The sequence below is a fragment of the Gordonibacter pamelaeae 7-10-1-b genome (assembly GCF_000210055.1).
In the GTDB taxonomy this organism is placed as follows: Bacteria; Actinomycetota; Coriobacteriia; order Coriobacteriales; family Eggerthellaceae; genus Gordonibacter; species Gordonibacter pamelaeae.
This window is the reverse complement of the sequence record NC_021021.1, coordinates 3029973-3038994: the sequence shown is the minus strand read 5'-3', so window position 1 is coordinate 3038994 and position 9022 is coordinate 3029973. Positions and strand designations below refer to the sequence as shown.

Sequence of the window (9022 nt, the reverse complement as noted above, 5' to 3'; positions counted from 1 at the left end):
GGCAAGCGGACGGCCTACCCTCGGGCCTAAGGGGCCGGGCGGTTCGGACCTCAGCGCATCGGCGGCTGCTGGTACGGCGGCTGTCCGCCCCCGCCGGGCCCGCCCGCAGCGCCTGCCAGCTCGAACGGCATCGGATCGTCCTGCCCGCGCCACGCCGGCACGTTGAACTGCTGCGTCCAGTAGCCCAGCGCCCGCGCGATCATCGCCGTGAAGAACACGGCCACCACCATGGACGCGAATCCCGCCAGCAGCGAGAGCACGATCGCCACGCCGCCAACCCCGAACACCATGCCGACGATAGCCGCATCGAAACGGCTGGAGTTGATGTTCAGGTTGCCGCCCGTGACCGCGAATCCTATGGCCACGCACAGGAATACCACCACCACGATGAGGATGGTCACCACCACGGTCGTCGCAATGGCCATCAGCACGGCCATGCCCAGGATGCGCAGCATCCCGACGAAGTCATGGCGCAGCATGCTCCAGATCTTGCCGAACTGGAATCCGGCCGAAAGCCGGCCGTAGATGCTCATGCGCATGGAGCCCACCCAGGTGAAGAACGCCGTGAACAGGTACGCCGCAATGGACAGGGCGAAGAACACCATGCCGACAAGGCCCGAGGCAAGGCCCAGCGGGAACGACAGGAACCCGGAATGATAGCCCCAGCCCGACCATATCCCGAAGGAGCCTCCGGTCAGGATAGACCCCACCAATTCCACCGCCCAGGGAATGAGCGAGCACACGAAGCTTATTACGAGCACGAAGAACCCGCGGCTGTAAAGCCGCCCGTCCTCGTTGCCGAACACATGGGCGGGCAGCGGCGCATGCACGCCCCACGCGATGTCGCGCGCCCAGCCGTACAGGTAGCCCGCCACCACGATCCACCCGAAGATGGGAACAAGGCTCACCAGGCCCAGCACCAGCAGCTTGCCGAACCAGCCGGGCGAATTCTTTATATCATGCCAAGCGGCATTGAAGTAACCGGCCTGCATAGCGCCCCTCCTATCCTCATCAGCTGCGCTAACGCGCAGTCTGTCAGTTAGCGCGTTCTACTATATACGCGCGCGCCCTAAGCGCGTGCGAACCGTTGCCATTCCGTCAGTAAGGCGAAACCATCTTAAGCGCGACAACCCGCCGCACGTAACGCGCATCCCGCCAGACAGTAAGAGACCCCCAGGTCTGGGGGTCTCTCTTCAAGCAGTCTCGATGGCCGTCAGGCCGCCGGAACCAATTTACTTGAGGGTGACGGCCGCGCCGGCTTCCTCGAGCTTGGCCTTGATCTCCTCGGCCTTGTCCTTGGCAACGCCCTCCTGGATCGGCTTCGGGGCGCCCTCGACCAGCTCCTTGGCCTCCTTCAGGCCCAGGCTCGTGATCTCGCGGACAACCTTGATGACGGCGATCTTGTTGTCGCCGAAGCCCTCGAGCACGACGTCGAAGTCGGTCTTCTCCTCGGCAGCAGCGCCACCCTCGGCAGGAGCGGCAGCAGCCACGGCCACGGGGGCGGCGGCGGAAACGCCAAACGTCTCCTCGATGTCCTTCACCAGTTCAGAAGCCTCGAGCAGGGACATCTCCTTGAGGGCCTCGATGATCTCTTCACGCGTAACAGCCATGTTCGTTTCCTTTCAAAGCGGCCGGGTCCTTCCCGACCGGTGTGTTTTGCCTATCGTCAGGCAGCGCTCGCCGCGCCGCCTACGCTGCGGTTAAGCAGCTTCCTTCTGGTCGGCCACGGCCTTCGTGACCTGCGCCAGACCACTCGGCACGCCGTTGAGCGCCACGGCAAGGCCGCGGGCAACACCGGAGATAGCGCCGGCGATCTGAGCCAGGAGCTCTTCGCGGGACGGGAGAGAAGCGATAGCCTCCACCTGAGCGGCGGAAACCTGCTCGCCTTCCATCAAACCACCCTTGATCTCCAGGTTCTGGTTCGTCTTCGCGAACGTCTTCACGGCCTTGGCGGCAGCAGCCACATCGGCACCGGCGAACACGAACGCGCTCGGACCCTCCAGGATATCGTCGAGCGTGGGCAGGCCGGCCTCGTCCAGGGCGATGTGCATCAGGGTGTTCTTGTACACCTTCATGCTGGCGCCGGATTCGCGGATAGCCACGCGCAACGCCTGGATGTCCTTCACCGTCAGGCCGCAGTAGTCCACGACCCACACAGCGGAAACGCCGTCGAGATCCTCCTTGATCTTGGCAAGCGTCTCTTGGTTCTTCACGTTGGGCATGTAGTACACCTCCTTTTCCTCAAACTCGGGTTCCGCTCCCTCGTCTGGGATCGTCGCCTAAGAAAAAGGAACGACCCCCGCCGTCTCATGACAGCAGGGGTCGTCTAAGCGCGAAACTTATACAACCACCTCGGCGGGCCGCATCCCTGCGATTAAACCTCTCGGTGCCAGCTGTCTTGGGCAGCGGAACTAGCTATACGTCGTACTCCCGAAGAAGCAACCGTTATATTTTGCCACCATTCCGCCATTTGTCAACCCAAAACACGGAAAAGCCCGCCCTCCGCCCTCTGGCGCGCTCCCCGGGCTCCGTGCTCCCCGGGCCATCGATTGCCTTCTCGCCCGAAAACCACGGGAACCCCCGATCGCGGGGGTTCCCGAGCAAGCATTCTGCCGTCGAAGCGCTACGCCGCGTCGCCCTTCGCGTCCGCGGTGGCGGCGGCCTCCTTCTCCGCCTCCTTCGCGGCGTCGGCCCCGTTACCGGCCTTCGCGCCGTCGGCGCTGACAATCTCCTCCACGGGGTTCGTCGGCTCCGCCTCCACGTACGTGAACGTGATGGCGTCGCCCTCCTTGTATCCCACGATCTCTATCAACCCGGGAAGCGCGAAGTCGTAGATGGCGCTGCCGTCGTCCAGCTTCACGTAGAAGTGCGAGTTGCCTTCCACCACCGCCTGGGCGATGTGTGCGATCGTACCCTGCTTCTCAACCGCGCCCGTGTCCACGCCGGACTCGGCCAGAACGCCGTTCGTGGCGAGCAGGGCCTGGTAGGCCTTCTGGCACTCGGCCACCGTGTTGCCCACGGCCACGTTCTGGTAGCGCTGGATGTCCAGCATGGCGAACTGCTTGACGAGCCCCGCGTTGTCCTTCAGCGCCATGAAGTACGTCGGCTGGCCCGATACGTTGATGAGCAGCGGGAACGTGGCCTGGTAGCGCAAGTTCTGCACCTGGCCCTCGGCCGACTGCATGGCCGATTCCTCGGTGGCGCCGGCCACCGGGTAGAAGTGCGACTCGGCCGTGCGCTGGTTGATCAGCACGAAGCCCACGATGGAGTTGTCAGCCGTGGCCGAGGTCACGCCCGTGTACACCCACACGTCATCGTCCTTGGCAATGTAGTTGTACCCCAGGTTGCCGTCGGTGCCCGGCGTGGTCTGCACCACGTTCTTCTGCCCGAACACGGAGTTCAGCCAGCCGTCCTTGTACTTGCCGGACCAGTTGTACTGCTCGAGCAGCAGGTCGGTCGGGTAGGCATGGTCAACCCACTGCGGCACGTCCTCGATGGCCAGGTCCTGCGTCTCGCCCGTCGTGGCGTCCACCATGACCACGCGCTGGATGGTCGTTCCGCCGAACAGGCCGATGGTGCGCGACTGCACCGGGCAGATCCACCAGGGATGCCCCTCGTCGTCGATCTCGAACGACTTCTGGTCAAACATATAGAAGGGGTAGCTCAGCTGCACGTGGCGGTCGATGTTGCGCACGAGCGGCTCGGACTCGGAGTAATGGATGGGGTTGTCCTCAAGGCGCACGATCTCCGCATCCTGCGTCGTCATGTTCACCAGCGCGTAGGCGGGGATGCCGGCCTCGCGGTTCGTGAACCACTTGAACAGGTCCGCATACCCCAGCGGGCTCACGCGCACCGGCGAGCTCTGGTAGTTGATCTGGCTGTACAGCGGCGATATCTCGAACTGGCTCACGTACTCGGGGATGGAGCCCATCTCGCGGTTGCCCAGCAGCACGGCCGAATCGCGGTCGATAACGGGGATCTCCGAGTAGTTCACCTCCTTGATGTCCTGCGCGAAGTTGTCCTCCGTCGTCTGCAGCACCGTGGCGTACTTCTCGGCGTTGCCGGGGAAGATGGAGAGCGACATCACGGCGCCCAAGACGCCCAGCACGGCCACGGCCACCGGCACGTAGCTCGCGAACTTGAACGCCTTCGCCTTGCCCGGGTTCGCCTCGACCTTCGCGGTGCCCTCCTTGTAGCTGTGCGAACGGCTCCAGAACACCAGGAACAGCGGCAGCAGGATGAACACGGCCACGAACATCCAGGTGTCCGTCGAATGGATGTTGATGGGCGGGTGGAACCACCAGTAGGCGGCCAGGCCTACCAGCACGATAACGATGGCGGCGATGATAAGGGCCTTCTTGCCCCACGCGGCCATACGGTCCGCGAACGGGACCTCAACGTGAACGTGCGGCGGCTGCGAGCCTCCGCCGCCTCCCCTGCCGGCGCGACCCGCACCGTCCGAAGGGGCCTCCGCGTCGGCGTCGAAGCGCCCGTCCACGTTGATCCCCGATTGCCTGAGCGCTTCAAGCAGCGCATCGATTCCGGATGTCTGTTTCACGGCATCCCTTTCCGTATCCCTCGATTGCTAGAATTAACACTCCATTATACGGCAAAGCGCCCGCTTGCTCATCGCAACCGGGCGCCACCGTTACCTCGTCTTTACAATAGGCTTCTCAGCACGTAGGGCAGGATGCCGCCGTTCTCGTAGTAGCGCCCTTCCGTGGGCGTGTCCACGCGCACGGTCGCCTTGAACGTCGCCGTCGAGCCGTCCGCCCGCTCGGCCGTCACCTCCACCTCGCGCGGCACGGGCAGCCCCGCCGAGAAGTCGATCGGCGCCACCGTGTAGCGCTCCGAGCCGTCGAGCCCTAGGCTCTCGGCGCTCTCGCCTTCCGCGAACTGCAGCGGCAGGATGCCCATGCCGATGAGGTTCGACCGGTGAATGCGCTCGAAGCTCTCGGCGAACGCCGTGCGGATGCCCAGGAGCGCCGGGCCCTTCGCCGCCCAGTCGCGCGACGACCCGCTGCCGTACATCTTGCCAGCCACCACCACGAGCGGCACGCCCGCAGCCTCGTAGTCCATGGCCGCATCGAACAGCGGCCGCACCTCGTCTGCCAGGAAGTCGTGCGTCCAGCCGCCCTTCTTCCCCTCGGCCAGCAGGTTCTGCAGCTTCACGTTCGCAAACGTGCCGCGCATCATCACCTCGTGGTTGCCGCGCCGTGCGCCGTACGTGTTGAAGTCGGCCGGCGCCACGCCACGCTCCTCCAAGTAGCGCGCCGCCGGGGAGTCGGCCGCGATGGAGCCCGCGGGGGAGATGTGGTCGGTGGTGATGAAGTCGCCGAGCCGCGCCAACGCGCGGGCGCCCACGATGGGCTCGGGAGCCGAAGGCTCGCGCCGCATGCCGTCGAAGTACGGCGCGCGCCGCACGTAGGTTGACGCGTCATCCCAGGCGAACGTGCCCGCGGGCTCGCTGCCGAGCGCCTGCCAGGCCGCATCGCCGTCGTAGAGCCCGCGGGTGCCGTCCTCGTACAACGCCCGGTTCACCTGCGCGTCGACCAGCGCGTCGATCTCCTCGTCGCTCGGCCAGATGTCGGCCAGGCGCACCGGCGTGCCGTCCTCGCGGCACCCCAGCGCGTCGTGCGCCAAGTCCACGTCCATCGTGCCCGCCAACGCGTAGGCGATCACCATGGCCGGGGCGACCAGGTAGTTCTGCGACACGTCGGGCGAGATGCGCCCTTCGAAGTTGCGGTTGCCGGAAAGCACGCTCGCCAGCTCGATGTCGCTGGCCACGTCATGCAGCGCCGGCAGAATGGGTCCCGAGTTGCCGATGCAGCTCATGCATCCGAACCCGCAGGTGTAGAAGCCCAGCGCCCGCAGGCCCTCCATGAGCCCGGCGCGCTCGAGCAGAAGCTCGGTGGCCTTGCTGCCCGGGGCGAGGACCGTCTTCACCCACGGCTTGGGCGCAAGACCCGCCTCGGCGGCCTTCTTGGCCACCAGGCCGCACGCCAGCATCATGCGCGGATCGGTGGCCGTCGTGCAGCTGGTCACGGCCGCGATGGCAAGCGCGCCGTGGCCGAGCGCATGGGCCTCGCCCCCCAGCTCCACCTCCACGGTTTTGCCGCGGTCGAGCCCGCGCTCATCGCACACGGCGCGGAAGCGCTCCTGCACGCCTTCCAGCGGAATGCGGTCGTGCGGGCGCGACGGACCGGCGAGCGAGCGGCCCACGGAGCCCAGGTCGAGCTCGATCACCTCGGCGTACGTGCGCGCCGGGGCGTCCGGGTCGTGCCAGTTGCCTTGCGCCTTCGCATACGCCTCCACGAGCGCCACCTGCTCCTCGGTGCGACCGGTCAAGCGCAGGTACTCGAGCGTCGCGTCGTCCACGGGGAACAGCGTGCAGGTGCTGCCGTACTCCGGCGTCATGTTCGAAATGCACGTGCGCTGCGTGGCGTTCAGGCTGGCGAGGCCCGGCCCGAAGCACTCAACAAACGAGCCCACCACGCCCTTCTCGCGTAGCATCTGGGCGAACGTCAGCGCCACGTCCATGGCCGCCACGCCCTCGGCGAGCTCGCCCGTCAGGCGCACGCCCACCACCTTGGGCACGAGCGTCGTGATGGGCTGGCCGAGCGCCGCAGCCTCGGCCTCGATGCCGCCCACGCCCCAGCCGAGCACGCCGATGCCGTTCGCCGTGGGCGTGTGGCTATCGGTTCCCACAAGCGTGTCGAAGTACGCCACTGGGCGCTCGCCATCTGTCCGCGCCACTCCCGCATCATCCGACGTCATGACCACGTGCGCGAACTGCTCGATGTTCAGCTGATGGCAGATGCCCGCCCCCGGTGGCACGATACGCACGTTGTCGAAGCTCTGCTGCGACCATTTCAGGAAGTCGTAGCGCTCCTTGTTGCGCGCGAACTCCAGCTCCATGTTCTGCGCGAGCGCACCGGCGCAGCCAGCCGCGTCCGCGATGACCGAGTGGTCGATCACCAAATCGCAGGGGATCTGCGGGTTGATCTTCGCCGGATCGCCGCCCAGCTCGGCGCACGCCTCGCGCATGACTGCGAAGTCCACGAACACCGGCACGCCCGTGAAGTCCTGGAACAGCACACGCGCCGGCGAGAACTCCACCTCGCTGCCCACCTCGCCCGCGTTGCCTGCCGCCACGATGCGCCCGGCCAGCTCCTCGGCCGCCTCCGGGCTCTCGGCGTTGCGCAGCACGTTCTCCAGCAGCACCGTCAGCGCGTAGGGAAGCGTCTCCGAACCCGGAACGCCCGCCACCGGATAGTAGGTGTAGGTTGTGCCGCCCACTTCGAGCGTGTCGGCAAAACGGCTGGCCTCGTCAGTCATGCATGACTCCAATCCGCCGCCCCAGGGCGGCCCTCGCGCGCGAGGGCCGGCTCCCGCCCGTCCCGTCGCGCCTCCCTCTCGTACTCGCTCGCCGAAGACGGCGTTATTTGCCTTCTGCGCCCTGCGCTCGTCACGCGTCGCATGGCACCGACAATCTCCACGTCACCGCCCGGATGGGTGGCGCAGTATACCGCGCCCCCGCTTTCCCGATGCCGTCCTCGCAGGGGCAACAGGGAAGACGCGAAAAGCGGCGGATTGAGAACCGCCAGAAAATAAGGGGAGGTGAAGGCTAGTCGGCCTGCACGTTCTCGACGATCTGCTGGGCACGGCGCTTGAGCGCCCCCTTGCCGTTCTCCGCGTCGAACTTCATGCGATCCCGCAGCTCTTCCTTCACCCGCAAAGCAAGCTTGCCGGCCGAGAAGTCGACAACCGCCACGAGCATATCCTGGAACTCCAAGTCGCCATGCCAGCATTGGATGGCCTCGTCGATAAGCGGCCAGACTTTCTCGGAACGGTTCTCCGTCGTGGCACCCAGCTTGCACAGGAAGCGCATCGCCGCAAGGCGCACCGGGCCGCTCTCTTCGTCGAACAGCGCAGCCTCGGCACCCGGCACGGCCTTGTCGCACGTGCGCGAGTCGTAATCCACCAGTGCGGTAAGGATATCAAGGCATTCCCAGCGCGTTTGCGCTTCCGGACGGTTGAGCGCATCGACGAACGCCGACCCCTGGGGAACGAGCATTTCAGGCGCTTCTTTGGCGACGATGGCGAGAGCCGATGCGGCGTTCTGACGGGCGCGTCGCGATCCTCCCGACAGAGCCTCCGTCAATTCGCCGAGCTTGGCCTCGTCGCGTATCGCGGATGCGGCCACCTTCGCTGCCTCTTGCGCCTTATCGCTCACCAGACGTTCCTCCATCCTCGTTATCAAAAGCACGCAAATACCATGCTTAGCGTTTCATTATACCCTCGCCCCGGCGAGCCCCGCCTCCCCCGCGCAGAATAAACACGACCCCCGGAACGCGCACAAGGCCGAAGTACAAGGCCCGCCATGAGAGCTGATACTTGACCGAAATTGTTATTTGACCTGCGGAATCACCGTACCTTTCGTTACGCGAAATCCACGGTCTGTTCGCTTGTGCGGTGCTTTCTTCTATGCGAACATACGTTTTGTTTTCTTCGGCAGAGGGAGCGGAAAGCCGGTTGCGTCGGAGAAATGCCGCATCCTGGCAGGTTTCGGCGGTTATTCGTCATTCCGGGGCGCCGATTGCGGGGCGCGCCGGTTCTCGGCTTTCATACGACGCTATAACCCCAGGTGGGAGACGAGTGCGAAGCCCCCGATTCCAAGCAAGCGTCGGACTGCGACGAATACCTGCCGAAATCTGCCAGGATCCACAGGTTCGACGGCCCTGGTCGGGCAGTTTTCGACAGGGCCGCGCGGACGCCTGCCGGAGCCTCGGCGGGCATCCGCGAAAGGGTTTGGGCGCGCGCTCCCTTTGGGGATCCGGAATGCGGGGCGGAAACGGGCGGCGGGTTTGCAGGTTCGAGAAAGGCGGGCGATATGGCGGATGTGGTGCTGCGAAAGGCCGGCGGGGACGCGCGCTGCGCCGGCGGCGCGCAAGCGCAGGTGCGGGAACAGAAGCAGGAACGGAGGCCGGTGCAGGAACGGCTGCAGGGGCAGGCGCGCCCG

The 9022-nt window shown here is 65.7% G+C and carries 6 protein-coding genes; all 6 read right to left on the bottom strand.

The window, feature by feature from the left end:
- Nucleotides 1-50: 50 nt before the first annotated feature.
- Nucleotides 51-992 (bottom strand): DUF4013 domain-containing protein, encoded by a 942-nt coding sequence (locus GPA_RS14020; RefSeq protein ID WP_015540271.1) that lies wholly within the window; start codon nt 990-992, stop codon nt 51-53.
- A 240-nt stretch (nt 993-1232) separates the two neighbouring features.
- The gene (rplL, locus tag GPA_RS14015; RefSeq protein ID WP_015540270.1) at nt 1233-1610 is read right to left on the bottom strand and encodes a 50S ribosomal protein L7/L12; all 378 of its coding nucleotides are present in this window, start codon (nt 1608-1610) and stop codon (nt 1233-1235) included.
- Nucleotides 1611-1700: 90 nt separating this feature from the next.
- A complete protein-coding gene (gene rplJ / locus GPA_RS14010; protein ID WP_041240603.1) occupies nt 1701-2222 on the bottom strand; it encodes a 50S ribosomal protein L10 in 522 nt (173 codons plus the stop codon).
- 401 nt (nt 2223-2623) lie between these two features.
- Nucleotides 2624-4558 (bottom strand): MFS transporter, encoded by a 1935-nt coding sequence (locus GPA_RS14005; protein ID WP_041239694.1) that lies wholly within the window; start codon nt 4556-4558, stop codon nt 2624-2626.
- Nucleotides 4559-4659: 101 nt separating this feature from the next.
- Nucleotides 4660-7338: an aconitate hydratase AcnA gene (gene acnA, locus GPA_RS14000; protein ID WP_015540269.1), complete on the bottom strand. Its 2679-nt coding sequence runs from the start codon at nt 7336-7338 to the stop codon at nt 4660-4662.
- 289 nt (nt 7339-7627) lie between these two features.
- On the bottom strand, nt 7628-8236 hold the full coding sequence (locus tag GPA_RS13995) for a hypothetical protein (RefSeq protein ID WP_049784177.1): 609 nt from the start codon (nt 8234-8236) through the stop codon (nt 7628-7630).
- Between the last annotated feature and the right edge of the window lie 786 nt (nt 8237-9022).